A 22,760-nucleotide genomic window follows, 5' to 3' on the forward strand; every position below is an offset into this window, starting at 1 on the left:
TGTGCTCCTTAAGCTTCCCGCTGTCCCCTGACATGGCTTGTGGGCGCGAGCAGGTCCGCTCACGCCCACGTTCCGCGCGATCAGTTCGCGTCAGCCTCATCCGCCGTCACCGACAGGCCGGCCTCGGCCAGTTGCTGCAGCTCATCGCCGGTCAGCTCCTGTTCGTCCTTGGTGAGCGACCGCGAGTGGTCATACTGGCCACCACTGTAGGTTCCGTTGCCCATTTTTTCCTCCCATGAATATACCGAATAGAGATACGCGGTCCAGTACCGCGACCTCCTGTCACCTCGATTAAACTTCCCAATACTCTCCTTCACTGCAAGGGATTTCTAAAAATTAGCTCATAAGGATGACCTGCTTCTCTTCGCGGCATGAGTTCTCACTCGTCACGCCTAGAGGTGACGACGAACCCCTCGGGTCGCACACGGCAGCGGAAAGGGTTCGTACACATAGGCGCAGAAACGAATACGACCCCAACCACAGGAGAGTGATACACCTCGCAGAGCGTGTGGGTGCGGGGTGGTCAGGGCAGATTCTTACGCCGGGCCCGAAGTGACAGTGCCTGCTGAGCCGCCGATGCACGCTGCGTAAGAAGGACCTGCCCTCTCATGAAATCGACTCCATCCCAGCGGGCCGCCTCCCGCACCGCGAGTTTCTACCGCCACCTGGCCGTTAGGTCCGCCGCCGACCAAGTCGACCCGCACACAGCAACCGTCACCTACAAACACACAATCAAGGCCGTTGCTGCGTCTCGCATCTGCTATGCGATCATGCGACGATCGGGCGCGTCCCTGGAAGCGTTGATGTATACCGACCCGGTCCTGCACTACATCGAAGCCCTCGTCTACCGCGGGGACCTCGAGACGGAGAACAACCAGCAGCAGGGCCGTCACCCAACCGACGCCACCTGGTATCAGGCCATCGAGCAGATCCTTCACTCCGCGGACCTGGCGGACGAGGCGGTTCTTTCCGAACTGAACGAACTGCGCGATTACTTCGACCGCGAGACACACGTCATGCTCCGGCGGGCCCCGGTGGACGACGCCACCATTCACGACCTGTGCTACCGCCGGTCCTCCCACTTCCGCATGCTGCTGCGCGCCTGGCACCGGGCAATTGACCGTCCCTGCGATGAGGCGTTCTTCCGCCTGGCACGGCACGTATGCGCCCGGTTCGAGATCGCGCAGGACCTGCACACCTACACTGATGATGTCGACGACGACGCGTTCAACCTGCTACGACTGTACGTCTGGAGCCACGGAACGCAGCAGGCCCGCACCTGTCTGGACCACCTCCACCAGCGCATCGTGGCCGACATTCACCACGAACTGGACCGGTCACCGCGACGCACGCTTCTCGCGGCACTTCCCGCGTTTTTCCTGCCCGGCAGCACATGGTTCCTTCCCCTCCTGCCCGCCTGCCTGCTGCGCAGATACGCACACCGCAAGCTGAAAAAGCAGGCACGGGCAACCGAAAGCCAAGCCCCCCAGCTCCGTCCGGAAGGCCCTCAACGAGCCGCACCCGAACCTTCCGCAGTGCAGAACTGAGATGGCAGTTCGCGATTCGATGCCCGTTCCCTGGGGGTGTGCCTGCCGTTCTCTATAGGTCAGGGGGATCCCCTCCAGGCCGACCGGGCCGGCACAGAACGAAGGTATCCGGTATGGCGGAGGAAACGAGCGTAGTGGAAGCGGCGGAGCATCGGCCGTGGAGAGCACGGCTAGTACTCCAGTTGCAGTTCGCTATTGCTGCTGGTCAGGAGCCTGCTTCTGAGTGTAGCGAGCTGCAACTGGAGTACTGGGCAGCGTCGGACTCTGTCTGCAATTCTTGGTCTTGATCCTGCGAATTAGAGCTTGTCCAGGTAGGAGAGAACAAGCTCTTCAAGGTACTCGTCCACGGCTGCCACTCGACGGCCCACGCCCTTACAGTTGGGGTCGTTGCATCGGTAGTAATCGCCATACTTGGCGTTCTTCCCGGATGCGGCATTGCCTACGATCTTGGAATAGCACAGCTCTCCAGCCAGATTAATGCGACCGCATCGGAGGGTTCCTGAAAAAAGGTACTTTCCGACGCGTAAAACCTCCGCGCCAGTCGCTTCGACGGCAGGGGATTTCTTCATGCCCCGATGGAGTGCACTTGACTTCACTCCGGCCATGATCTGTTTCCAGGTCTCATAGCCGATGCCGTGACCGCCCTCTTCTTCAGGGCGAGGATCCGAGTGATCCCATGCACCGATCTTATGATTTCCCTCGTCGTCCTTGACGAGTTCCCCATCAAGGATTCGCCCACCCCACCATGCCGGGTTAGTGATGATGATCTTCACTGCCTGCTCGCTCCAGCGGCCTCCCCGGGCAGACTTGACGGGGCTTCCCTCGGAGTCTTTCTGACTGGCAACCCATCGCGTGATGGAGCCCCAAGAGCGCCCCTGTGCCCGCATCTTGACCATAGTGATCAGGTAGGGCCACTCAGCAGCGTTCTTCTTCTCGTTGTTGAGTCGACCCGTTCGCTTGTCGCCTCCGAGCCAGCCGAATCGGCGGGGGCCACCAGGAACCCCGCCTTCCTCCGCCCGGTCCTTGGCGTTCCGTACGGTGCGCTTGCGGATCTTGCGGACTTCCGCCTCATCGCGACCAGAGGCGACCAGACCAGCGGTGATCGTGTCGTCATCGTCAACAAGGTTGATCTTCGTCTTGTCTTCGATGAAGGTGCCGGTCCCGTTCATGACTAACGCATCTTGCAGGGCGATGAAGTCACGGGGTAGCCGGTACACGCGCTCTCGCTCGACGGCGATGCACCCCTTCAACGGGATGCCGGTCTCCTCTTCCTCACTGTGTGCCAGGTCTCGCACCATCTGCAGAAATGCAACGCATGCCAGTTCCACCGTAGTTACTGATGCTACGACGAATCGTCTTTTCCCGAGGGCAAGTTGAAGCGCGGCGAGGATCCGCAGGCGGGCGGTGCGCGAGGTCAAGGAGGTGACCAGGTTCCGGTGCGGGCTGGGGCCACGGTTGCCGACGGCGCACGATCTGGTGAACGGGCGGCGTAAGCAGGTGCGTTACTGGATGGCCGAGGCGGGCGAATGGCACTTCGCGCCCAACCATGAGGTGGATCGGGTGAGTTGGCTCGCGCCGGGTGCCGCCCGTGGAGCGGTTGACTCAGGTGCGTTGACCAGTACCTGGTCGACGAGTTGCTGGCACTCTTGCGCCACGCGTGGAGGGTCTCGCGCCGTTTGCCAGCTGCGGGTGGCCCGTGGCTGATCTCACCCAGGAAACCCCAAAGAGTCTCAAATGGACCCTAAAGAGGCAGGACCCCCATATGCCCCTCGGCGTCCGACCTCGCCAGGCTCCGCGCCCTGCGTGCCGGCCCTCTCCACCCGCATGTGCACCTGGCCACACAGAAGCGGCCCTGGTCGACGGTCGTCGTGCGGTGTTCCTGGGGTGGGGGGATCTCGTCCTGCTGCGCCACGCCGACAACGTTACCCAAGGCAAGTGCCGGTTCCGCCCACTGCTCCGCAGCGGGGCGCCAAGGCGCGTGACGGCAGCCCCTACTGGTCGTTAAGCCGACAACAGAAAGGGACCGGGACGGACCGGCGGCTGGGGGTTGGCAGGCGATGGTGGTGTGGCAGCACGGACAGCGGTTCGCGGCGGTCGCCGCGGCGGGGCTCATGGTCTGCGGCACCGGCTGCGCGAACGGTGGTCACTCCGGGGACGCGGCCGCCGCCGACCCCGTCGAGGTACTCCACCGGGCCGCCGGCGCCCTGGTGCGCGCAGGCTCCTCCAAGGCGCTGACCTCGATGGAGATGGCCACGGGCGGCACCCGCGTCACGATCCGCGGCGAGGGCGTCTACGACTACGCCGAGCGGCTCGGCCGGCTCCAGGTGCAGCTCCCGCCGGACCCGGCCGGGACCAGCGAGCACCGGCCGATCACCGAACTCCTCGCTCCGGGCGCCCTGTTCATGAAGAACCGCGGCGCGGGAGTGCCGGCCGACAAATGGGTCCGTGTCGACACGGGCACCCTCTCCGACGGGAACCTGGTGACCGGCGGCGCCACCGACCCCTTCGCCGCGGCGGAGGTGCTGCGCGGGACGCGTAGCGCGACCTACGTCGGGGAGGCGAAGGTGGCGGGCATCCCGGTGCGGCACTACCGGGGAACCGCCGACCTGGAGGCGGCCGCGCGGCGGGCCTCCGCGGCCAACCGGGCTCCGTTGCGGGCGGCCGCGAAGGGGTTCGCCACCGCCGAAGTCCCGTTCGAGGCCTATCTCGACAACCAGGGCCGCATCCGGAAGATCCGCCACCGCTTCAGCTTCGTCAACGGACAGCAGAAGGACACGGTCGCCGTCGCGTCGACGACCCTGCTGTACGGCTTCGGGGTCCCCGTCACCGTACGCCTGCCGGACGCGGAGGACATCTACGCGGGAAAGCTCGCCGAGAACTGAACCCGAGAACCGAACCCGAGAACTCAGCCTGAGAACCGAACCTCGGAACTGAGCCTGACAACCGAACCTCGGAACTGAGCCTGAATTGAGCCGAAAACCGACTGGCGCGACGCCAGGTCGGTACCCTCGTCGACGGGAGTCCGCGTGACGCGGGCCGCGCCGGGCGGCGGCCAGGAATAGCCCGTTGGTGCCATGCGCGGTGTGGACGGCGCTCCCTACTCTAGGAAGTCGGTGACGGCAGAGAAGAGGTGATGCACGTGGCTCCGGCAGGCGGTACGACGGTTCAGGACCACGTGGCCCTCGCCGAGATCGAGCTGTGCGGCGAACTGATCATCGCGGCCTCGGCCGCCCACGAGGAACGGCTCAGTCTGGTCCGCATCGACGAGGTACTGAAAGTGGCCGAGGAGCGCGAGGCGGCAGCGGGCCGCTGAGCGGCACCGTCGGCCACCCTTCCCCCCGACCACCTGTGGGCATCGTCACGTCCGCAGCATCCGCCCGATGGCCTTCGTGGCCTCCTCGACCTTCGCGTCGATCTCTCCCCCGCCCTTGAGCGCGGCGTCCGCGACACAGTGGCGCAGGTGCTCCTCCAGGAGCTGGAGGGCGAAGGACTGCAGGGCCTTGGTGGAGGCGGAGACCTGGGTGAGGACGTCGATGCAGTAGACGTCCTCGTCGACCATGCGCTGCAGGCCCCTGATCTGGCCCTCGATGCGGCGCAGACGCTTGAGGTGCTCGTCCTTCTGCTTGTGGTACCCGTGCACGCCACGGTCGTGATCCGTCACGACGGCACCCACGGCGCTCTCGGTGTTCTCGGTGTTCCCGGAGGGCGCAGTCGCGCCGGCCTCGGTGGTCGTCATCGCGTCCTCCCACAGACGTCTGAGGCGTATACCCCAGGTAGGTATATGGTAACGAACTTTGCTGGGTAGGGGTCCCTTGGCCGCCGCCCTTGCGGCAGTCCTGACCTCCCCGTACCGCCCCCGTGCCGAGCATTCTGACCGATGGGCGAGACTGGGGGACGGCGCGATAGCCGTGGCCGAATGTTGCACCTAGCATCACCCTGACCGAAACCGAAGCACCCCGAGGACCCCACGTGCGTTTTCGTCTGACCCCCAGGGAGACGAGCTTCTACGACATGTTCGCCGCATCCGCGGACAACATCGTCACGGGCTCGAAGCTCCTCATGGAATTGCTCGGGGCGGACACCGCCGGCCGGGCTGAGATCTCGGAGCGTATGCGGGCCGCGGAACACGCAGGTGACGACGCCACGCACGCGATATTCCACCAGTTGAACTCCTCGTTCATCACGCCGTTCGACCGCGAGGACATCTACTCCCTCGCATCGTCCCTCGACGACATCATGGACTTCATGGAGGAGGCCGTCGACCTGGTCGTCCTCTACAACGTCGAGGAACTGCCCAGAGGCGTCGAGCAGCAGATCGAGGTCCTGGCGCGGGCGGCCGAGCTGACGGCCGAGGCCATGCCGAACCTGCGCACCATGGACAACCTCACCGAGTACTGGATCGAGGTGAACCGTCTGGAGAACCAGGCGGACCAGATCCACCGAAAGCTTCTCGCGCACCTCTTCAACGGCAAGTACGACGCGATCGAGGTCCTCAAGCTCAAGCAGATCGTGGATGTGCTGGAGGAGGCGGCGGACGCCTTCGAGCACGTGGCGAACACGGTGGAGACCATCGCCGTCAAGGAGTCCTGAGCCCTTCATGGACACCTTCGCTCTGGTCGTGACCATAGGGGTCGCGCTCTTCTTCACGTACACCAACGGTTTCCACGACTCGGCGAACGCGATCGCGACGTCCGTGTCGACGCGGGCGCTGACGCCGAAGGCGGCGCTGGCGATGGCCGCGGTCATGAACCTGGCAGGTGCCTTTCTCGGCAGCGGGGTGGCGAAAACGGTCAGTGAGGGCCTGATCCAGACCCCCGAGGGCTCCAAGGGGATGGGCATCCTCTTCGCGGCCCTGGTCGGCGCGATCGCCTGGAACCTGATCACCTGGTACTACGGGCTGCCGTCCTCGTCGTCACACGCTCTGTTCGGCGGCATGGTGGGCGCGGCGCTGGCCGGCGGCACGACGGTGTACTGGACCGGCGTCCTCGACAAGATCGTCATCCCGATGTTCGTGTCACCGCTGGTGGGCCTGCTGGCCGGCTATCTGGTCATGTGCCTGATCATGTGGATATTCCGCCGCGCGAACCCGCACAAAGCGAAGCGGGGCTTCCGCATAGCCCAGACCGTCTCGGCGGCGGGCATGGCTCTGGGACACGGCCTCCAGGACGCCCAGAAGACGATGGGCATCGTGGTGATGGCCCTGGTCATCGCGGATGTCGAGGACTACGGCGATCCGATCCCGGTCTGGGTGAAGGTCATATGCGCGGTCATGCTGTCGCTCGGCACGTACGCGGGGGGCTGGCGCATCATGCGCACGCTGGGCCGGAAGATCATCGAGCTGGATCCGCCGCAGGGGTTCGCCGCGGAGACCACCGGTGCGGCGATCATGTTCACCACGGCGTTCATCTTCAGGGCGCCCATCTCGACGACCCATGTCATCACGTCGGCCATCATGGGCGTCGGCGCCACGAAGCGGGTCAACGCCGTCCGCTGGGGTGTGGCCAAGAACATCGTCCTCGGCTGGTTCATCACCATGCCGGCCGCCGCGCTGGTGGCCGCCACGAGCTTCTGGATCGTGAAGCTGGCGTTCTTGTAGCCACCAGGCGTTCCTCGCCCCCGCCGCCCCTACCCGTTCCCGTCCCCTGGGGGCTGCCGCCCCCAGACCCCCGCTTGTCGGCCTGAACGGCCTCGTCCTCAATCGCCGGACGGGCTGACGTTCAGCCCCTCCGGCGTTTGAGGAGCGGGGGTCCGGGGGTGGCCCCCGAAAACGGGGCCCGGGGCGGAGCCCCGGTGGGGTCGAAGGGGCGGAGCCCCTGGGGATGGGACGGGTAGGGGCGGCGGGGCGAGAAAACACAGGCACCCACGCCCCAGGCGAGCAAACATACGAGCCCGCACCCACGCCCCAGGCGAGCAAACAAACGGGCCCGCCCCCGGGAGCCAGGGGCGGGCCCTTGTCCCTCGCGGTGGCACCGCCATGCAGCACCGCGAGGAGTCCTCAAAGGAGGAGCAGCAGAAAGGCTCGGCTCAGCCGAAGCGACCGGAGATGTAGTCCTCCGTGGCCTGCACCGACGGGTTGGAGAAGATCCGCTCCGTGTCGTCGATCTCGATGAGCTTGCCCGGCTGCCCCACCGCCGCGAGGTTGAAGAACGCCGTACGGTCGGACACACGCGCCGCCTGCTGCATGTTGTGCGTCACGATGACGATCGTGAAGTGCTCCTTCAGCTCCCCGATCAGGTCCTCGATCGCCAGCGTGGAGATGGGGTCGAGCGCCGAGCAGGGCTCGTCCATCAGCAGCACCTTCGGCTCGACCGCGATCGCACGGGCGATGCACAGACGCTGCTGCTGACCACCGGACAGCCCGGAACCGGGACGGTTCAGACGGTCCTTGACCTCGTCCCAGAGGTTCGCACCCCGGAGCGACTTCTCCACGACGTCGTTGAGCTCGGACTTCTTGTACGAGCCGTTCAGCCGCAGCCCCGCCGCCACGTTGTCGAAGATCGACATGGTGGGGAAGGGGTTCGGCCGCTGGAAGACCATGCCGACCTCTCGCCGCACGGTCACCGGGTCGACCCCGGACCCGTACAGGTTCTCGTCGTCGAGCATGACCTTGCCCTCGACCCGACCGCCCGGAGTGACCTCGTGCATGCGGTTGAGGGTGCGGAGGAAGGTGGACTTGCCGCAGCCGGACGGGCCGATGAAGGCCGTCACGGAGCGCGGCTCCACGGTCATCGAGATGTCCTCGATCGCCTTGAACGTGCTGTAGTACGCGGTGAGGCCGCTGACGTCGATTCGCTTGGCCATGTGAATCACTGCTTCTTTCAGTCGCTGACTCGGTTGCTGCCTGGTCCCACGCGGCGGAGCCGCACATGGACGCCTTAGCGACCGGTCTTCGGGGCCTTCCAGCGGGCGATACCGCGGGCCACCAGGTTGAGGATCATGACGAAGGCGATGAGGGTGAGCGCCGCACCCCAGGCACGGTCGATCGACTGCTCGGTGCCGATCCCGTACTCCTGGTACACGTACAGCGGCAGCGAGGACTGGGCACCCTCGAACGGGTTGCCGTTGATGATCTTGGAGCCGAACACCAGCAGCAGCACGGGCGCGGTCTCACCGGTGATACGGGCCACGGCCAGCATGACACCGGTGGTGATCCCGCCGATCGCGGTCGGAATGACGATCTTAGTGATCGTCTTCCACTTCGGCACGCCGAGCGCGAGGGAGGCCTCCCGCAGCTCGTTCGGAACGAGCTTCAGCATCTCCTCGGTGGAGCGGACCACGACGGGCATCATCAGGATCGCGAGCGCCATCGCACCCGCGAAGCCGGAGAAGCTGAAGCCCAGGATCAGGATCCAGAAGGAGAGCACGAACAGGCCCGCGACGATCGACGGGATACCGGTCATGACGTCGACGAAGAAGGTGACGGCGCGGGCCAGCTTCCCCTTGCCGTACTCGACCAGGTAGACCGCGGTGAGCAGACCGATCGGGGCGGCGATCACGGTCGCGATGAGCACCTGCTCGATGGTGCCGAGCAGAGCGTGGTAGACACCACCGCCGGGGTCGCTGTTGAGCACACCGTTCATCGAGTGGCTGAGGAAGTAGCCGTCGACGACCTGCGCACCGTTGCTGATGGTGGTCCAGGCCAGGGACAGCAGCGGCACGACGGCCAGGAGGAAGCAGACCCAGACGAGGCTGGTGGCGACCCGGTCCTTGGCCTGGCGGCGGCCCTCGATCCGGGCCGTGACGGCGTACGAGCCGATCACGAAGAGCAGCGCGGCGATGAGACCCCACTGGACCTTGCTCTCCCAGCCGGCGACCAGGCTGATGCCGATGGAGAGCGCGAGGGAGGCGACGGCGATCACGGCCGGCGCCCAGCGGGGCAGCCGGGAGGAGGAGAAGACCGGCGAGCGGTTGGGGGTGACGGTTGTCTGGGACATCAGGCGTTCGCCCCCGAGTACTCCTTGCGGCGGCCGATGATGTACCGGGCGGCGCCGTTGACCAGCAGGGTGATGACGAAGAGGACCAGGCCGGAGGCGATCAGGGCGTCCTGGCCGAGCGGGGTCGCCTCCTTGAACTTGGAGGCGATGTTCTGGGCGAAGGTGCCGCCGCCCGGGTCCAGCAGGTGGCCGGAGATGATGAAGTTCGGCGACAGCACGGTGGCGACGGCCATCGTCTCGCCGAGCGCGCGGCCGAGGCCCAGCATGGAGGCGCTGATGATGCCGGAGCGGGCGAAGGGCAGCACCGACATCCGGATGGTCTCCCAGCGCGTCGCGCCGAGCGCCAGCGCGGCCTCCTCGTGCATCCGCGGCACCTGGAGGAAGACCTCGCGGGTGACGTTGGTGATGATCGGCAGGATCATGATCGCCAGCAGGATGCCGACGGTGAACAGCGAGCGGGCCGGGCCGGTACCGGCCTTGTCGAAGATGTACGTCCAGCCCAGGTACGCGTCGAGCCACTTGTTCAGGCCGTCGAGATGGGGCACGAGGATGAGCGCGCCCCACAGGCCGTAGACGATCGACGGCACGGCGGCCAGCAGGTCGACGAGGTACGCGAGCGGCGCGGCCAGCTTGCGCGGCGCGTAGTGCGAGATGAACAGCGCGATGCCGATGGCGACCGGCACGGCGAGCACCATGGCGATGACCGAGCTGACGACCGTGCCGAAGGCGAGGGTCGCGATGCCGAACATCGGCGGCGTGTTCTGCGGCAGCCAGTCCTCGTAGGTGAGGAAGTTCGCCTTGTTCTCGGACAGGGCGAGGGCGGCGCGGTAGGTGAGGAAGGCCGCGATGGCGGCCATGATCACCAGCAGCGTGATGCCCGAACCCTTCGAAAGCCCCGAGAAGATCCGGTCGCCGGGCCTGACGACGGTCTTCTGGGAGCTCTTGGGCTCTATTCGGTCCGTGGGGGGAGGTGGAGGGGTCTGTGTTGCTGTCGTATTCATGACGTTCTCCGGTCTGCTGAGCCTGCGCCCGGCTCAGAGGGGGAGCCGGGTGCAGGCTCCTTGGCGGCGGTGCACCGGACGGGCGGCCGGCCCGTACTGCTCAGTGGGCCGACCGCCTTGTGGGTCAGGCGAGGGTCGGAACGATCTCGCGGACCTTGGCCGCGATCTCGTCCGGCAGCGGCGCGTAACCGGCGTCGCTGAGGATCTTCTGGCCCTCTTCGCTGGCCGTGTAGTTCAGGAACGACTTGATGGTCGGCAGGGCGTCGGACTTGTTGCCCTTGTCGCAGACGATCTCGTACGTGACCAGGATGATCGGGTAGGCGCCGTCGGCCTTGGTGTTGTAGTCGAGCTCCAGCGACAGGTCCTTGCCGGTGCCGACGACCTTCGCGGCGGCGATGCCGGCGGAGGCGGTGTCCGTGGTGGCCTCGACGGGCTGGGAGGCGCCGGTGTCCACCTTCACGGCGGGGATGTTGTTGCTCTTGGCGTAGGAGAGCTCGAAGTAGCCGATCGCTCCGTCGGTGTTCTTGACCTGGCTGGCGACACCGGAGGAGCCGGAGGCGGACTGGCCACCCGCGGCGGCCCAGGCCTTGTCGGGCTCGTACTTCCAGGACTTCGGGGCCGCGGCCTGCAGGTACTTGCCCAGGTTCTGGGTCGTACCCGACTCGTCGGAGCGGTGGAAGGCCTGGATCTCGGTGGCCGGCAGCTTCACACCCGGGTTGAGCTTGGCGATCGCCGGGTCGTTCCACTTCTTGATCTTGCTGTCGAAGATCTTGGCGATCGTGTCGGCGTCGAGGACCAGGTTGTCCACACCGGAGAGGTTGTAACCGATGGCGATCGGGCCGCCGACCATCGGCAGGTTGATGCCCTGGCCGGTCTTGCAGATCTTCTTGGAGTCGGCGGTCTCCTGCTCGTCCAGCGCGGAGTCCGAGCCGGCGAAGGCGGTCGTGCCCTGCAGCCACTTGGTGATACCGGCGCCCGAACCGTCGGGGCTGTAGTTGATCTCCACGCCGGAGCACGCCTGCTGGAAGGCCTTCACCCAGGCCTGCATGGCGTTGTCCTGGGCGGAGGAGCCGGAGGCCAGCAGCTGCCCCTTGGCGTCCTCACACTTGATGTTGCTCGCGGGCGCCGACTTGCCGCCGTTGTCGCCGCCTCCGGCGGAGTTGTCGTCGGAGCCGCACGCCGTCAGGACCAGGGCGCCGGTAACCGCGACAGCACCGAGGGAAAGGGCGCGAAGCCGGTTGCGCTGAAGCTTCACTTTCAGGGATTCCTTCCAGAAGCCGCCACCTGGACGGCGTGCGATGTGGTGTCGGCCCATCGAGACGGCGTTCGCCGTACCTTGGGGCCATCTCTCGGAATGCATTTGTCATGCGCTGCGCGAGTGCCGTGGGGGCCGCACGTCGCACCCAGCACGGCCGAAAGTAGGCAGAACAGGTGAAGCCGCCGATGGCCATAAATGAACGACGGGTGAACCCCTGTCGACGGTGCGGTTAGGTCACGGAACGCTTACGTCGAGGACACATGAGGATTCCGACGCCACCATTGGACGGGCGAGCCGACCGACGTGCGGCTACGCCCGCGTCACTCCCCAACCGTTTCACCCACCCGGCTCCTCAACCGTTTCCTACGACAACGAGGACGCGGGCCCCGTGAAACCGGAAGCCCGCGTCCTGTCAGTCGGATCGGCCAGATCAGTCAGATCGGTCAGATCGGTCAGTTCGCCCAAGTCCGTCACCGGACGCGGCCCGCGCGGCGCGGATGTCATGGTTGTCCGCGGTCAGGCAGCGCCCGGTGGAAAGGTCGTAGCGCCAGCCGTGCATGGTGCAGGTGAGCACACCGTCCTCGATGTGCCCGAACCGGCTGAGGTCGGCCTGCAGATGCGGGCAGCGGCGCTGCACGCGCCAGCCGTCGAGCTCGATGTCCTCGTCGTCCTCCTGGGCGGCCGCGTAGTAGTTCTCCACGTAGTCGATGCGCTCGGCGGACAGACACTTGAAGAACGTGTACACGTATTCGTTGTAGGGCCCGACGCGGCTCGCGCGGAAACGCAGCGAGAGCAGCAGACTGTTGGACCAGTCGACCTCGCGCCGGGCGATGTTGGTGGCGACCAGGTCCCCGGTGGTGGACAAGGTGTAGCGGCATACTTCCCCGTCCCACTCACGGACCTGTCTCGCGGGGAAGTCGATCACGATCGGGATGTCGTCGACGTTCAGCCGCAGCGGCCCACCGACGCCGGCACAGATCCCGTCCGCACGGGCCATCAGCGGCTCCCACCACTGTTTGAGCGCCGCGACGAGCTGGTCCCGTGGCAGGGCGGGGGAACGCGACGCCCGCTCGGCCGCGAGAACATCCTGCTGTCTGCGGGCGTAGTCCCGCAGGTACTCACGCTTGTTGCCGAAGATCTGCTCGATCTGCCCCGCGGTATGGCTGTGGATGACCTTGCAGTCGCTGCCGTCCACCTCGGCGACACTTCCCGGCAGCATCAGGTGCGCCGACGTCCTGGGCCGTTCCTCGGCGAGCTGCGCCAGGAACTCCTGCTGGTCGGTGAAGATGCTCTCGCCGTCCGACCCGGTGCCGTTGAACTCGAAGAGGTCGTCGTCGAGGAAGCACGGGGGCCCCGAGTTGGGGAACACGTGCTTCGCCTGCACCGCGTCGATGTAGCGCACCGCCCGGTCGAACTGCCCCTGGCGTTTGCGGGCGGCGAACTCCCGCTTCGCCTTCAGCGGCATCTCGTACACCATCGGGTACCAGATCGCGCCGGAGAACTGCACGAAGTACGCGTCGACCTCGCCGAACTCGCGGATCGCCTGGATGTCGAGCGGGTGGGCGTCGTTCTGGTTGAGCAGGACCGTCTCGCCGTCGTCCAGTGACAGCGCGGAGTCCCCGATGGGGCCGTCGCCGGGTCCGGTCAGAGCGGTGACCATGATCCGCAGCCCGTCCCGCTCGACGGGCTCACCGCTGCGCGTGCGCAGGAAGTCCGTGAACCCCAGCGCACGCAACTCGTGCTCCAACTCCTGGGTGGCGAACGCGGGCAACAACACGGTGACGTCCTTGCGCACGTTCCTGCTCAGGTTCTCCGCGTCGAAGTGGTCCCTGTGCAGGTGCGACACGTAGAGATAGTCGGCCGCCTGTCCGTAGTACGGCCAGTCCAGACCGCTGTTGTCGGGGAACGGGAACCACGACCCGAAGAAGGCCGGGTTGACCCAGGGGTCGCACAGCACCGATCCGGCGGCTGTCTCGATGAAGAGTCCCGCATGTCCCAGGCCGGTTACACGCATAGTCCGTCAGCACCCCAATGCGTCTGAGTAGGTCTTCTGAGGAGGCCCCTCGTCCCGGCGTTATGGGCCGGTTCGTCCACGGTTCGTCCGTGGCTACAACGCTGGGGGCAATTCCGCGCAGGCGCACCCGCTGAGTACGGCGGCCGCTCCCACGACAGGACACGAACGGGCTGGTCAGAAGGGTTTTTTGGGCCGACACGGGCACCCTCTGCCGAAGTCCCTCGGACAGCCGAACCACCACCAGAGGGACTAGCAGAGAAATGGCTGGAACTCGCCCCTTACCCGCCGACCAAGGCCCCTCCCCGTGGGAACCCCAGGCACGACGGACACCGTCTCGTTGCACGGGAGCCCACGGGAGGCGCACCCCAGGGGAGGGGCGAACATGGAACGGCGCAGGTTCATCGGCAGCACCACAACCGCACTGGCAGCAACAGCGGCCGCGACAGCGGCCACCGCGGCCGCATCCGCGTGCACCGCCACCCGCCGCCCCGCCGAGCGAGCCGCCACGGACACCCCCACCCGTACGGCGACGACCAGCAACCGAGCCACCACCAGCACCCAAGCCGCCGCCAACTGGACCGCCCTCGCCCGCGATCTCGACGGCCCCCTCGTACGCCCCGGCGACCGCGCCTGGCAGGCGGCCCACCAGCTCTACAACACCCGCTTCGACACCCTGAGGCCCGCAGCCGTCGCCTACGCCGCCCACACGGACGACATCCGCACGCTCCTCGCCTACGCCAGGACCCACCGCACCCGCGTATCGATCCGCAACGGCGGCCACTCCTACGCGGGCTGGTCCTCCGGCAACGGCAACCTGGTCATCGACGTGTCAGAACTCAGCGCCATCCGCGCCTCCGGGGGCCAGGCGGTCATCGGCGCCGGCGCGAAGCTGATCGACGTCTACCGCGCCCTCGCCGCGAAGGGCGTCACCATCCCCGCCGGTTCCTGCCCCACCGTCGGCGTGTCCGGTCTCACCCTGGGCGGCGGCCACGGCGTGGTCTCCCGCGCATACGGTCTGACCTGCGACAGTCTCACCCAGGCGACGATCGTCACCGCCGACGGCAAGCAGCTCACCGCGAACGCCACCGACCACCAGGACCTCTTCTGGGCCCTGCGCGGCGCGGGCAACGGCAACTTCGGCGTGGTCACCGAACTCCGCTTCCGTACCCACCCCGCGCCCCAGGCCGTCTCCGCGTACATGACGTGGCCGTGGTCGAAGGCCGCCGCCGTGGTGCGCGCCTGGCAGGAGTGGGGCCCGGACCAGCCGGACGAGATCTGGTCGTCCTGCCACCTGGCGTGCGCGCCCGGCGGCACCCCCAAGGTCTCGGTCTCGGCCTTCTCCCTCGGCACCTACGGCGAACTCCAGAACGCCGTCGACCGCCTGGCCGCCCGCATCGGCGCCTCGGCCGGCAGCGTGTCGCTCAAACGGCGGTCGTACGACGAGTCGATGGAGGTGTACGCGGGCTGCTCGTCCTTCTCGACGGACGCCAAGTGCCACCTCCCCGGCTCCACACCGGGCCGTACGCCCACGGGCGCCCTGGGCCGCGAGACGTACGCGGCGCGCTCGGACTTCTTCGACCGCTCGATCTCGCCGACCGGGATCCAGACCCTGCTCACCCACATCTCGTCGGTCCGGGGCGGCACGGGCAGCATCGCGCTCACGGCTCTCGGGGGCGCGATCAACCGGGTGTCCCCCACGGCGACGGCCTTCGTCCACCGCCGCTCCCGGATGCTGGCGCAGTACCTCGTCTCCTGGAAGGCGGGCACCTCCGGCACGACGGCCCAGTCCTGGCTCACCACGGCTCACCGGGCCATGTCCCGCCACGCCTCGGGCGCCGCGTACCAGAACTACACGGACCCGACCCTCACCAACTGGCGCACGGCGTACTACGGCGACGCGGCGCCCCGCCTGACGGCTCTGAAGAAGCAGTACGACCCGACGGGTTTCTTCACGTTCCCACAGGCGCTGTGAAGCACCACGCAGCCCGTCCGGCACTTGAGGACGAGGCCGCTCAGGCCAAACCACCCCACCCACCCCCACAAATCACCCACCCCAGCCCCCGCCCCAGCCCGTCCGGCGCTTGAGGACGAGGCCGTTCAGGCCGAAGCGGGGGTCTGGGGGCGCAGCCCCCAGGGACAGGATGGGACGGGTAGGGGCGGCGGGGGCGAAACCCTGGCGCCATGCGCCAAAAACCCCAAACCCGCGGAGCGCTACGCCGCCAAGTCCCGCTCGTCCTCCGCCGAGGGCTCCACCCGAGCCCCCGGAACCACCGCCCCCTGGCTTCCGGTCCGCTTGGCCGAGACCAGCCACCCCGCCCGAGGCGACCGCTCGACCGCCTTCACCAGCGGAGTCAGCAGAGCCATCGCGACCGGCGACAACAGCAGCGCCACCGCAGTACCCAGAGCGAAGCCACCCACGACGTCCGTCGGATAGTGCACGCCCATGTAGATCCGGCAGAAACCCCCGAGCAGCCCCAGCACGATCCCCACCAACCCGAACTTCCGGTTGGCGACGAACAGTGCGACCCCCATGGCCATGGTCAGCGTCGCGTGGTCGCTCACGAAGGAGTAGTCGGTCTTGCCGGAGACCAGGACTTCCAGCCCCTCGTGGTCCAGGAAGGGCCTCGGCCGCTGCACGAACTCACGTATCGGCACGTTGATGAGCACCGCGATGCCCGCGGCGAGCGGCACCCAGACCAGCGCGGCAACGGACGCGGCGGCATCCTCCCCGCCCTTGCGCCGCACACCCCACCAGCACCACAGCACCAGCAGCACCATGACGAGCAGCAGCCCGTACTCACCCACGAACTCCATGACCCGGTCGAACCAGGTCGGCGCGGCCTTGGCCAGGCCGTTGATGTCGTAGAGCAGACTGACGTCGGGATTCGACCCGGAATCGGCGAGAGACGCAGACTCAGAGAGAGACGCGGACTCTGAAAGAGATACGGACCCGGCGAGATGCGCCCCGTGACCGGAGTAACCCCCGGAATACGCCCCGGACTCGGCGAATGCAGCCATCGTGCAGCGGCCCCTTCGTCGTCTGTTCCATGCTCGGCGGCCGCACCCGTGCGTGCGCCGCTGCGGCCACCCCCGTGGTTGTAGGCGTCGTCACGCGTCGAAGCGCTACGAGACAAGGAACGCACAGTCCCCTTCTCCGCGTTCCATACTCCACTGAATGATCACGCAGACGTTATCGAAGAGAGACAGATCTGCGCAGCTCAGGGCGGTTTCACAGAGAATTACGCGCCATCAGATCGTCGAGGGCAACGCTTTCGCGCCATCTTCGGTGACCCGAGTTGCCCCGAAGTAGTCCGGAGTGTCGATCGGGTCGAAGCGGATCACGGCACCGGGCCGCGGCGCGTCGATCATGTATCCGCCGCCCACGTAGATCCCCACGTGCCGAATGGCCCGGGAATTGGTGAGGTCGTCCGAGAAGAACACCAGATCGCCCGGCAGCAGTTCGTCCCGCTTCGGGTGCGGCCCCGCGTTGTACTGGTCGTTGGCGACCCGGGGCAGCGTGATCCCGACACTCTCGTAGGCCGCCTGAGTCAGCCCCGAGCAGTCGAAGCGCCCGCCCTGGCCGGCGGTTCCGGTCCCGCCCCACAGATACGGCGTCCCGAGCTTCCCTTGCGCGTACGCGATGGCTCCCGCGGCCTGCTTCGACGGATCGACCCTGGTGACGGGCGCGGCGAAGCTCTTCTCCAGCTCCGTGATGGTCTTCACGTAGTTCTGGGTCTCCTTGTACGGCGGCACACCCCCGTACTTGATCACCGCGTAGGCGCCCGCGTTGTAGGCCGCGAGCATGTTGTGCGTCGGGTTGCCGGGCGCGTCCTTCACGTACTCGGCGAGGGTGCAGTCGTACTTCGCGGCCGACGGGATGGCGTCGTCCGGGTCCCACACGTCGCGCTTGCCGTCCCCGTCGCCGTCGATGCCGTGCGTGGCCCACGTGCCCGGGATGAACTGCGCTATCCCCTGCGCCGCGGCCGGGCTCTGCGCCTTCGGGTTGAACCCGCTCTCCTGGTACAACTGCGCGGCCAGCAGCGCCGGGTTGATGGCGCTGCACAGGTTGCCCCACTTCTGCACCAGCGGGCTGTACGCGGCCGGCACGGACCCCTTGGCGAGCGCCTTGGGCCCGCCCGCGGCCCCGCCCGCGAGGCTCCCGGCGGTCATGTAGACGCCGACGACGAGCAGCAGGACGAAGCTGAGGCCGGCGCCGCACAGGGCGATCCCCACGATCCATGCCTTACGCACCGTCAACCGCCCCTCGCTGCCCGGCACTCGCACTCCACCGACAGGATTGTAGAGGCGGCCCGGCGATCACGGAATGATCACTCGCCATCAGCGGCGTGATACAGCCGGACCGCCTCGTCCCCGAACACCACGCTGAACGAGATGTCGTCCGTGGCCCCGCCCTCCTCGTGCCCACCGAGCACCCCGACGACCTCTCCGTCCCCGTTCACCCAGGGGCTCCCGCTGGTCCCCCCGGAGAAGCCGGGGCATGCGATGCGCTGCTGGGTGGAGTTGTGGGCGGTGGGCTTGTTGGTGCAAGTGATGGGCGTGGAACTGGACTTGGGGTACCCGGTCACGGTGACCGCGGTGGCCCCGGTGGCCCGATGCGGTGCGAACACGTTCCCCCCGACCATGTCCTGAACCCCTCGCCCGCCCTTCCGCTCCACCCGCGCGAAGGCGACGTCACTGTCCTCGCCCCGCTCCCCGCCGTCCCACCCGTCCGAGACGTACGACTTCTCGACCTTCCAGACCCCGTACGGCGCCTTCCCGCCCCGGTACCCGGGCACGAACACAAGATCCCCGCCCCCGTCGAGACAGTGCGCGGCGGTGACGACGAGATCACGCCCCTCGCTCCGCACCACAGAACCCGTGCAGAAGTGCTCACCGCCCAGCCCGCCCCGGAAGAACGCCCCCACGCGCGCGGTGGCGGCACTCGCCAGCGCGTCGGCGGTCACCCCGAAGGGCCCCGGACCGTCGTCGGCGACGGCGAGGGACGAGGAGGAGGTCACGGCGAGCAGCACGACGGCACCGAGCAGGGATATACGACTCATCGATCCCAGGGTGCCGCACAAGCGTGAGAACGCACCACGTGGAGGACGGACGGCTACACCACGGCCCACAGCAGCTTCCCGCCCCGGGAGCCGGACACCCCCAGCGAGTCCGCGCACGCCCGTACGAGGTGCAGCCCGCGACCGTGCTCCAGGTCTTCCGGCGGCACGTCGACGGGGGCACCCTCCTTGAAGGCGTCCGGCACCTTCGGGTCGGCGTCCCACACGGCCACCATGAGCCGGTCCGGCTCCATGGACCGGATCCGCAGGGCGTACGGCCCCTCCGTGTGCGCGTGGGCGTTGGTGAGCAGCTCGGAGGCCAGCAGCTCGGCGGTGGGAGTGAGCCGGGCGAGGTCGTGGGCGGCGAGAACGGTACGGAGGGTCGCGCGGGCGACGCCGGGGGCGCGGGGGTCTCGGGGGAGGTGGAGCGTGTAGTTCCAGGACGGGGATACGGTGGCCATGGAAGTCTCCGGTTACAGAGGGGAGTTGGACGGTTGTCCTGCGTGACACCCAAGGTAACCGCCTACAGTGAATACGTTCACAAATTTCCCGGGATCGCATTCATTGCCACCCCTGTGAGTGACAACAAGGAGGCAGCAAGCCCGTGAGAAACCCGACGGGTCGCCAACTGCGCTTCGGCGCCGAGCTGCGCAAACTGCGCGAACGCGCGGGCCTGAGCGCCACCGAGGCTGGTCAACTCCTCGGCATCAAGCAGGCGCAGGTCAGCAACATGGAGGCCGGTCGCGTAGGCATGAGCGCCGAGCGGGTACGCACGATCGCCTGCCACTACGACTGCTCCGACAAGCCCCTCATCCAAGCCCTCAGCGACATGACCTCGCAGCGCACACGTGGCTGGTGGGAGCAGTACCGCGATCTGGTGCCCAGCGCACTCCTCGACCTGGCCGAACTGGAGCACCATGCCCAGGCATTGCGTGCGAGCACCACAGCCCGCGTCCCCGGATTGCTCCAGACTCGGGAGTACGCCCTCGAAATCTTCCGTCAGGCGGTCACCGAACTCTCACCGCCCGACATCGAGCACCGCCTCTCGTTCCGCATCAAGCGGCAGGCGATCCTCTACCGCGAGGACAGCCCTACCCCCTACGAGGCGATCGTCCACGAGGCGGCCCTGCGCATGAAGGTCGGCGGGCCCACGGTCACCCGGCAGCAGCTGCAGTACCTGCTCGATATGAGCGAGCGCGATCACATCACGCTGCGCGCCATCACCTTCGACGCCGGCGCCTACCCGGGCTCCGGGCAGTCGATCTACTACGCGTACGGCCCGGTGCCGCCTCTGGACACCGTCCAACTCGACCAGTCTCACGGCGTCGCTTTTCTCGACGCCGAGGCCCAGCTACACAAATATCGAACCCTCTTCGGGCGGATCGATGCCGTAGCGCTGAGCCCGGAGAAGACCCGTGCCCTTGTACACACCCTGATGCGAGAGCTGTGAGGGACCCCTCATGAACTGGCAGAAGTCCTCGTACTGCAGCGAAGGAAACTCCTGCGTCCACGTTGCCGCAGCGCCCCCCGGAACAATCCATCTCACCGAAAGCGGCGACCCCACCGGCGCCATACTCAAGGCCACCCCGGCCGCCTTCAACGCCCTCCTCACCGCCCTCACCAGCCCCAAGAAGGACTCGACCCTTGTCTGACATCCCCACGGACCTCGACTGGATCCGAGCCGCCCCCGAGAACGCGACCGGCCCCGGCCCCTGGATCGAGATCGCCTTCACCGAGGACGAGGACCCCGAGGCGCCCGTCTACATCCGTGAGACCAGCGACCCGGACAACGTCGTGACGACCAACCGCCGCAAGTGGGACGCCTTCGTCCTGGGCGTACAGGCGGGCGAGTTCGACCACTTCGTGGAGGGGGTCGAGCTGGACCTCGACCCCACTCCGGAGAAATGACCGGAGAAATGACGCAAGCGAAATGACCTGACCGGACGCTGCCACCGGGCTGTCGGACCCGGGCGGCAGCGTCCGGACGGGGGCAGGACCGGTCAGCCGTTCTCCCCCGCACCCGTGTAGGCCGCCGTCGTCCGGTCGGCCTTCGCGCGGGCCACGGCCGGGTCCTCCCCGGCCGCCACGAACGCCTCGTACCACCCGTCGCTGCTCAGCGTCACAAAGCGGCGGCCCTCCTCGCTCCCCACCCAGGCCATGCCCTCGTGCGGGTCCACGGGCTCCCCGGTCGAGAGGTGGCGGGTCAGGGCCACGAAGCCCAGCTCCCAGCCGACCCCGACCGCGCCGGGGCCGAACTCGGCCCAGCGCGCGTCGTCCTCCACGCGGATGATGTGGTCGAGCTCGAAGCGGGTGCCGCCCTCGGGGGCCTCGGTCAGCCGGAGCTCGATCCAGCTGACGTTCCCGTCGTACTCCCAGGTCGCACTGAAGCCCTTGGGGGGATCGCAGCGCTCGACCGTGCCGCCCGCGTTGCCCTGGAGCTGATAGCGCCCGCCGAGGCGCAGCTCGCCGGAGACGGGCAGGAACCAGCGGGGGATGCGCTCGGGGTTGGTGCAGGCGTCCCACACGTCCTCGACGGTCGAGTTGTACGTCCGACTCACCGTCACCACCCGTGCCTCGCCCGCCTTGAAGACACGGGATCCGACCTTGCGTCGTACGGCGTTGATCTGCTGAGCCACGTCAATCATGGGCATCTCCTCCAAGTGTTACGGTTCGCCCGAATCCGGAACATCCCGCCGCCCCTCCCTCCGCTCCCTCTTGCCCCTCGCCAACTCCGTGGCCAGGGCGTCCAGATGAGGGGTCCAGAAACGGCGGAAGCGGTCGAGCCAGACGTCTATGTCACGCAACGGCTCCGAGTTCACGGCGTACAGACGCCGCGTCCCTTCCGGGCGCACGGTCGCGAAACCGTTCTCCCGCAGCACCTTCAGATGCTGCGAGACGCCGGGCTGCGATATCCCGAACTCCGCCCTGATGACCTCGGAAACCGAGCCTGACGTCCTCTCCCCCTCGGCCAGCAGCTCCAGAATCCGCCGCCGTACGGGGTCTCCGAGCACTTCGAACGCGTGCATGAAGGCAACGTATCACTGACCACTTATATAAGCCAGCACTAAATATCAACAACGACCCGCTCAGTTCCAGCCAAAGCCCGCACCACACGCCACCCCACACGCGCGCCCTACACCCCCATCCGGCACACTCGAACCCCGACGGACCCCAACGGCCCCCGACAGCCGCCCGACCGCGCGGCACGAAGGGTGATCAACGACGGAACCACACACAGGTTCCGCTTCCACCTCGTTGCCCGGCGTAAACTGCCGTGATACACAGAGTGACGTTATGAGCCGTCACCCGCCGTTCCGCGCCGCCCATGAGTGGTCAGCACGACCCGCGGGCAAGGGATTCGTACGAAACCCGCCAACCAATGACGCCAAGTCGACATACGACAGCGGAATTGTCGGCGAGAATGGGCCCGACCTCTGCGCACCCGTGTCAGAGGGTGCAGAACTACCCACTAGGGGCGGTGACTTACATGTTCGTTGCGGCCGAAAAGGGCGACATCACCACCATCATCGGCGGAATCGCCCCCGACTGGGGCCCCTTCGGCAGTCTGGGCAACGAGGCGCGCGTGATGATCGAGGTCGTGATGGCGATCGCCATCCTCCTCTGCCTCGGCATCGCGATCTGGGGCGCGGCGAAGCAACGCATCGGCGCGACGGCCCTCCGCGACACCTTCAGCGCCGAGCAGGGCAAGGGCCTCATCATCGCGGGCCTCACCGGTGTCTTCATCATCGGTTCACTGGGCACGCTCTTCACCATCGTGTACGGCATGGCCGTGTAGCGCGCGCCGCGCGGCCGCCCGCCGGACGCGTGGCACATCCTGTCGTGTCGGTCCCGTCCAGCCAGCACTGTTCCCGTCAGTGCTGTTCCCGTCAGTCCTGTTCCTGTCAGTCCTGTTCCAACAGACCGTCAGTCCCTGCCGGGCCCGCCCGGT

General features: G+C 67.2%; 24 protein-coding genes. 10 read left to right on the plus strand and 14 right to left on the minus strand.

All coding sequences use genetic code 11. The annotated features are described in order from the left end of the window. Nucleotides 1–80: 80 nt before the first annotated feature. Nucleotides 81–224, minus strand: a complete 144-nt coding sequence (locus IE262_RS24915; RefSeq protein WP_166681580.1) for a hypothetical protein — start codon at nt 222–224, stop codon at nt 81–83. A 384-nt stretch (nt 225–608) separates the two neighbouring features. On the opposite strand from IE262_RS24915, the gene IE262_RS24920 reads away from it, so the two are divergent. Next, a complete protein-coding gene (locus IE262_RS24920; protein WP_134033089.1) occupies nt 609–1,547 on the plus strand; it encodes a hypothetical protein in 939 nt (312 codons plus the stop codon). 296 nt (nt 1,548–1,843) lie between these two features. Here the strand turns inward: IE262_RS24920 and IE262_RS24925 are convergent, their stop codons facing one another. Beyond that, complete coding sequence (locus IE262_RS24925) at nt 1,844–2,965, minus strand: serine integrase family protein (protein ID WP_189876592.1); 1,122 nt, start codon at nt 2,963–2,965, stop codon at nt 1,844–1,846. Nucleotides 2,966–3,604: 639 nt separating this feature from the next. Here IE262_RS24925 and IE262_RS24930 point away from each other — a divergent pair. Both IE262_RS24930 and IE262_RS24935 read left to right on the plus strand, forming a co-directional pair. Continuing rightward, on the plus strand, nt 3,605–4,429 hold the full coding sequence (locus IE262_RS24930; RefSeq protein ID WP_189876594.1) for an SCO4651 family lipoprotein: 825 nt from the start codon (nt 3,605–3,607) through the stop codon (nt 4,427–4,429). A gap of 251 nt (nt 4,430–4,680) precedes the next feature. Beyond that, nucleotides 4,681–4,860 carry a hypothetical protein gene (locus tag IE262_RS24935; RefSeq protein WP_134033079.1) on the plus strand — a complete coding sequence of 60 codons (180 nt, stop codon included), beginning with the start codon at nt 4,681–4,683 and terminating at the stop codon, nt 4,858–4,860. Nucleotides 4,861–4,905: 45 nt separating this feature from the next. Here IE262_RS24935 and IE262_RS24940 read toward each other — a convergent pair whose 3' ends face one another. Continuing rightward, nucleotides 4,906–5,283, minus strand: coding sequence for a metal-sensitive transcriptional regulator (locus IE262_RS24940; protein ID WP_189876596.1), 378 nt, complete (start codon nt 5,281–5,283; stop codon nt 4,906–4,908). 233 nt (nt 5,284–5,516) lie between these two features. On the opposite strand from IE262_RS24940, the gene IE262_RS24945 reads away from it, so the two are divergent. Together IE262_RS24945 and IE262_RS24950 are read left to right on the plus strand one after the other, a co-directional pair. Then, a complete protein-coding gene (locus tag IE262_RS24945) occupies nt 5,517–6,137 on the plus strand; it encodes a DUF47 domain-containing protein (RefSeq protein ID WP_134033074.1) in 621 nt (206 codons plus the stop codon). A 7-nt stretch (nt 6,138–6,144) separates the two neighbouring features. After that, the gene (locus IE262_RS24950; RefSeq protein WP_134033071.1) at nt 6,145–7,143 is read left to right on the plus strand and encodes an inorganic phosphate transporter; all 999 of its coding nucleotides are present in this window, start codon (nt 6,145–6,147) and stop codon (nt 7,141–7,143) included. A 428-nt stretch (nt 7,144–7,571) separates the two neighbouring features. Here IE262_RS24950 and pstB read toward each other — a convergent pair whose 3' ends face one another. The 5 genes from pstB to IE262_RS24975 form a co-directional block, all read right to left on the minus strand. Then, on the minus strand, nt 7,572–8,348 hold the full coding sequence (pstB, locus tag IE262_RS24955) for a phosphate ABC transporter ATP-binding protein PstB (protein ID WP_134033068.1): 777 nt from the start codon (nt 8,346–8,348) through the stop codon (nt 7,572–7,574). A gap of 74 nt (nt 8,349–8,422) precedes the next feature. Continuing rightward, the gene (gene pstA, locus IE262_RS24960) at nt 8,423–9,481 is read right to left on the minus strand and encodes a phosphate ABC transporter permease PstA (RefSeq protein ID WP_134033065.1); all 1,059 of its coding nucleotides are present in this window, start codon (nt 9,479–9,481) and stop codon (nt 8,423–8,425) included. Continuing rightward, nucleotides 9,481–10,482: a phosphate ABC transporter permease subunit PstC gene (pstC, locus tag IE262_RS24965; RefSeq protein ID WP_134033062.1), complete on the minus strand. Its 1,002-nt coding sequence runs from the start codon at nt 10,480–10,482 to the stop codon at nt 9,481–9,483. Before pstC ends, pstA begins: the two co-directional genes overlap by 1 nt. A 124-nt stretch (nt 10,483–10,606) precedes the next feature. Continuing rightward, the gene (pstS, locus tag IE262_RS24970) at nt 10,607–11,737 is read right to left on the minus strand and encodes a phosphate ABC transporter substrate-binding protein PstS (RefSeq protein WP_134033059.1); all 1,131 of its coding nucleotides are present in this window, start codon (nt 11,735–11,737) and stop codon (nt 10,607–10,609) included. A 433-nt stretch (nt 11,738–12,170) separates the two neighbouring features. After that, a complete protein-coding gene (locus IE262_RS24975; protein WP_189876598.1) occupies nt 12,171–13,754 on the minus strand; it encodes a Rieske 2Fe-2S domain-containing protein in 1,584 nt (527 codons plus the stop codon). Between the two features lie 382 nt (nt 13,755–14,136). Between IE262_RS24975 and IE262_RS24980 the strand changes: the two genes are divergently transcribed. Then, the gene (locus tag IE262_RS24980; RefSeq protein WP_189876600.1) at nt 14,137–15,726 is read left to right on the plus strand and encodes an FAD-binding oxidoreductase; all 1,590 of its coding nucleotides are present in this window, start codon (nt 14,137–14,139) and stop codon (nt 15,724–15,726) included. Between the two features lie 239 nt (nt 15,727–15,965). Here the strand turns inward: IE262_RS24980 and IE262_RS24985 are convergent, their stop codons facing one another. The 4 genes from IE262_RS24985 to IE262_RS25000 all read right to left on the minus strand — a co-directional run bounded on the left by IE262_RS24985 (nt 15,966) and on the right by IE262_RS25000 (nt 19,272). Then, complete coding sequence (locus IE262_RS24985; RefSeq protein ID WP_134033051.1) at nt 15,966–16,772, minus strand: phosphatase PAP2 family protein; 807 nt, start codon at nt 16,770–16,772, stop codon at nt 15,966–15,968. Between the two features lie 231 nt (nt 16,773–17,003). After that, nucleotides 17,004–18,011 (minus strand): C40 family peptidase, encoded by a 1,008-nt coding sequence (locus IE262_RS24990; RefSeq protein ID WP_189876667.1) that lies wholly within the window; start codon nt 18,009–18,011, stop codon nt 17,004–17,006. Between the two features lie 71 nt (nt 18,012–18,082). Further along, nucleotides 18,083–18,814 carry a trypsin-like serine peptidase gene (locus tag IE262_RS24995; RefSeq protein ID WP_189876602.1) on the minus strand — a complete coding sequence of 244 codons (732 nt, stop codon included), beginning with the start codon at nt 18,812–18,814 and terminating at the stop codon, nt 18,083–18,085. Between the two features lie 53 nt (nt 18,815–18,867). Continuing rightward, a complete protein-coding gene (locus IE262_RS25000; RefSeq protein WP_189876604.1) occupies nt 18,868–19,272 on the minus strand; it encodes an ATP-binding protein in 405 nt (134 codons plus the stop codon). Nucleotides 19,273–19,415: 143 nt separating this feature from the next. Here IE262_RS25000 and IE262_RS25005 point away from each other — a divergent pair, with 143 nt between their 5' ends. Genes IE262_RS25005 through IE262_RS25015 form a run of 3 tightly spaced genes read left to right on the plus strand, consistent with a single transcriptional unit; the run spans nt 19,416 to nt 20,719 of the window. Next, nucleotides 19,416–20,261: a helix-turn-helix domain-containing protein gene (locus IE262_RS25005; protein WP_189876605.1), complete on the plus strand. Its 846-nt coding sequence runs from the start codon at nt 19,416–19,418 to the stop codon at nt 20,259–20,261. 10 nt (nt 20,262–20,271) lie between these two features. Next, nucleotides 20,272–20,463, plus strand: a complete 192-nt coding sequence (locus IE262_RS25010) for a DUF397 domain-containing protein (protein ID WP_189876607.1) — start codon at nt 20,272–20,274, stop codon at nt 20,461–20,463. Continuing rightward, nucleotides 20,456–20,719: a DUF397 domain-containing protein gene (locus tag IE262_RS25015; RefSeq protein WP_134033035.1), complete on the plus strand. Its 264-nt coding sequence runs from the start codon at nt 20,456–20,458 to the stop codon at nt 20,717–20,719. Before IE262_RS25010 ends, IE262_RS25015 begins: the two co-directional genes overlap by 8 nt. Before the next feature lie 92 nt (nt 20,720–20,811). On the opposite strand, the gene IE262_RS25020 is transcribed toward IE262_RS25015, so the two are convergent. Continuing rightward, nucleotides 20,812–21,456, minus strand: a complete 645-nt coding sequence (locus tag IE262_RS25020; RefSeq protein WP_189876609.1) for an SRPBCC family protein — start codon at nt 21,454–21,456, stop codon at nt 20,812–20,814. Between the two features lie 18 nt (nt 21,457–21,474). After that, nucleotides 21,475–21,837: an ArsR/SmtB family transcription factor gene (locus tag IE262_RS25025; protein ID WP_189876611.1), complete on the minus strand. Its 363-nt coding sequence runs from the start codon at nt 21,835–21,837 to the stop codon at nt 21,475–21,477. 461 nt (nt 21,838–22,298) lie between these two features. On the opposite strand from IE262_RS25025, the gene IE262_RS25030 reads away from it, so the two are divergent. Continuing rightward, complete coding sequence (locus tag IE262_RS25030) at nt 22,299–22,607, plus strand: DUF8827 family protein (RefSeq protein ID WP_134033026.1); 309 nt, start codon at nt 22,299–22,301, stop codon at nt 22,605–22,607. Nucleotides 22,608–22,760: the final 153 nt, after the last annotated feature.

Origin of the sequence: Streptomyces bluensis (assembly GCF_014650715.1) — a bacterium.
GTDB classification, from domain to species: domain Bacteria; phylum Actinomycetota; class Actinomycetes; order Streptomycetales; family Streptomycetaceae; genus Streptomyces; species Streptomyces bluensis.

Coding starts and splice junctions, on each gene's coding strand:
- IE262_RS24915 (WP_166681580.1), bottom strand. CDS start 224: ATGGGCAACGGAACCTACAGTGGTGGCCAGTATGACCACTCGCGGTCG.
- IE262_RS24920 (WP_134033089.1), top strand. CDS start 609: ATGAAATCGACTCCATCCCAGCGGGCCGCCTCCCGCACCGCGAGTTTC.
- IE262_RS24930 (WP_189876594.1), top strand. CDS start 3,605: ATGGTGGTGTGGCAGCACGGACAGCGGTTCGCGGCGGTCGCCGCGGCG.
- IE262_RS24935 (WP_134033079.1), top strand. CDS start 4,681: ATGCACGTGGCTCCGGCAGGCGGTACGACGGTTCAGGACCACGTGGCC.
- IE262_RS24940 (WP_189876596.1), bottom strand. CDS start 5,283: ATGACGACCACCGAGGCCGGCGCGACTGCGCCCTCCGGGAACACCGAG.
- IE262_RS24950 (WP_134033071.1), top strand. CDS start 6,145: ATGGACACCTTCGCTCTGGTCGTGACCATAGGGGTCGCGCTCTTCTTC.
- pstB (WP_134033068.1), bottom strand. CDS start 8,348: ATGGCCAAGCGAATCGACGTCAGCGGCCTCACCGCGTACTACAGCACG.
- pstA (WP_134033065.1), bottom strand. CDS start 9,481: ATGTCCCAGACAACCGTCACCCCCAACCGCTCGCCGGTCTTCTCCTCC.
- pstC (WP_134033062.1), bottom strand. CDS start 10,482: ATGAATACGACAGCAACACAGACCCCTCCACCTCCCCCCACGGACCGA.
- IE262_RS24975 (WP_189876598.1), bottom strand. CDS start 13,754: ATGCGTGTAACCGGCCTGGGACATGCGGGACTCTTCATCGAGACAGCC.
- IE262_RS24980 (WP_189876600.1), top strand. CDS start 14,137: ATGGAACGGCGCAGGTTCATCGGCAGCACCACAACCGCACTGGCAGCA.
- IE262_RS24985 (WP_134033051.1), bottom strand. CDS start 16,772: ATGGCTGCATTCGCCGAGTCCGGGGCGTATTCCGGGGGTTACTCCGGT.
- IE262_RS24995 (WP_189876602.1), bottom strand. CDS start 18,814: ATGAGTCGTATATCCCTGCTCGGTGCCGTCGTGCTGCTCGCCGTGACC.
- IE262_RS25000 (WP_189876604.1), bottom strand. CDS start 19,272: ATGGCCACCGTATCCCCGTCCTGGAACTACACGCTCCACCTCCCCCGA.
- IE262_RS25010 (WP_189876607.1), top strand. CDS start 20,272: ATGAACTGGCAGAAGTCCTCGTACTGCAGCGAAGGAAACTCCTGCGTC.
- IE262_RS25020 (WP_189876609.1), bottom strand. CDS start 21,456: ATGATTGACGTGGCTCAGCAGATCAACGCCGTACGACGCAAGGTCGGA.
- IE262_RS25025 (WP_189876611.1), bottom strand. CDS start 21,837: ATGCACGCGTTCGAAGTGCTCGGAGACCCCGTACGGCGGCGGATTCTG.
- IE262_RS25030 (WP_134033026.1), top strand. CDS start 22,299: ATGTTCGTTGCGGCCGAAAAGGGCGACATCACCACCATCATCGGCGGA.